This window comes from Phormidesmis sp. 146-12, from assembly GCF_052939495.1.
Window position 1 is genome coordinate 1 of the sequence record NZ_JBJPHS010000263.1, and the last position, 1,086, is coordinate 1,086.

Genomic DNA, 1,086 nt, shown 5'->3' on the forward strand with positions numbered 1-1,086 from the left:
ACTTCGTTTTACCCTCTTTTTTTAACTCAATTTAATTTCTGGAAACGACTATTCATCAATGCAAACCACGGGAAAGGCGGTATCGTAACGCGTCTGATACAGTGCCAACCCCGACTCCATCCGCCAGACAAATTCCGTGTTCTGCTCTGGTGGAATCACCCAACACTCTTGCTTCCAAGGTTGCAGTTCGTTTTTTTTAGCACTTGCCGCACACTCTGGTGACTGATGTGTTCGACGTAATTTAGCTCGACCATGCGATCTGCTAACAATCACAGTGTCCAGCGCCCTTGCCCATTCGGTGCATCGCTACAGCGCAGCGCAATCAAGTGAGCTTCGTCCTCTCCGGTCACTTCTCGCTTGCGTCCTGCCCCCGGACGACTTTTCAGTGCTGCTTCCATTCCCGCTTCCACAAATCGCTGGCGGACTCGCTCAATGGTTCTCAGGCTGAGGTCGAGTGCCTCTTTGATATCAGTATCGCGCCAACTTCCCCCAGTTGGTTGCCATCTGCTTTCAACAAGATGCGAGCGTGATTAATTTGGTAGGCAGCGTGTTTCCCAGTGGTTGTGAATTGTTCCAGGTACTGTCGCCGCCAGAAGTTAAGGAAACATTGTATTTTTTCGCCATCTGTTAGTGTCTTTATTTTTTCGCCATTTGTAAGAGGAAAATGATTATCTGAAAGTAGGGAGAAAGAAGTGTTGAGAGCAGTCTCCCATGAACATTGCAGAACGAGAACAACAGATTCTACGGGTCAAAGCCACCAGTTTTCAACCTGAACTGGATGAGGCATTAGAACAAACTCTGCGAAGTGCCGTGCTTGGAGCAGTGAAGACTAGTGGTCTGTCAAGATTATACTGAGGGATAAAGCCGCTTGAGTTTAATCCGAGCATCTTGAGTGGTGAAGCGCCAGTCCACTGCATGACCCTGAGCATTACGTGCCTGCTCCCAAGACGCAATCTCTTGGGTCAGAGTGAGTTTGTCTGGAATGCGCCGATCTAAACATTGACGCGATAGAACACTGAGTTCTATTTCTGCCATACAGCATTTTTCAAGTAGATGTAGTACGATTAACTAGTCAGTGTCAGTAGA

At 47.8% G+C, this 1,086-nt stretch carries 2 pseudogenes; both read right to left on the reverse strand.

Features of this window, described 5'->3' with window-relative positions:
- Positions 1-51: 51 nt before the first annotated feature.
- Positions 52-624: pseudogene (locus ACKFKF_RS35140) on the reverse strand (helix-turn-helix domain-containing protein); the annotation flags it as partial.
- Between the two features lie 222 nt (positions 625-846).
- Positions 847-1,035: pseudogene (locus tag ACKFKF_RS35145) on the reverse strand (IS630 family transposase); the annotation flags it as partial.
- Between the last annotated feature and the right edge of the window lie 51 nt (positions 1,036-1,086).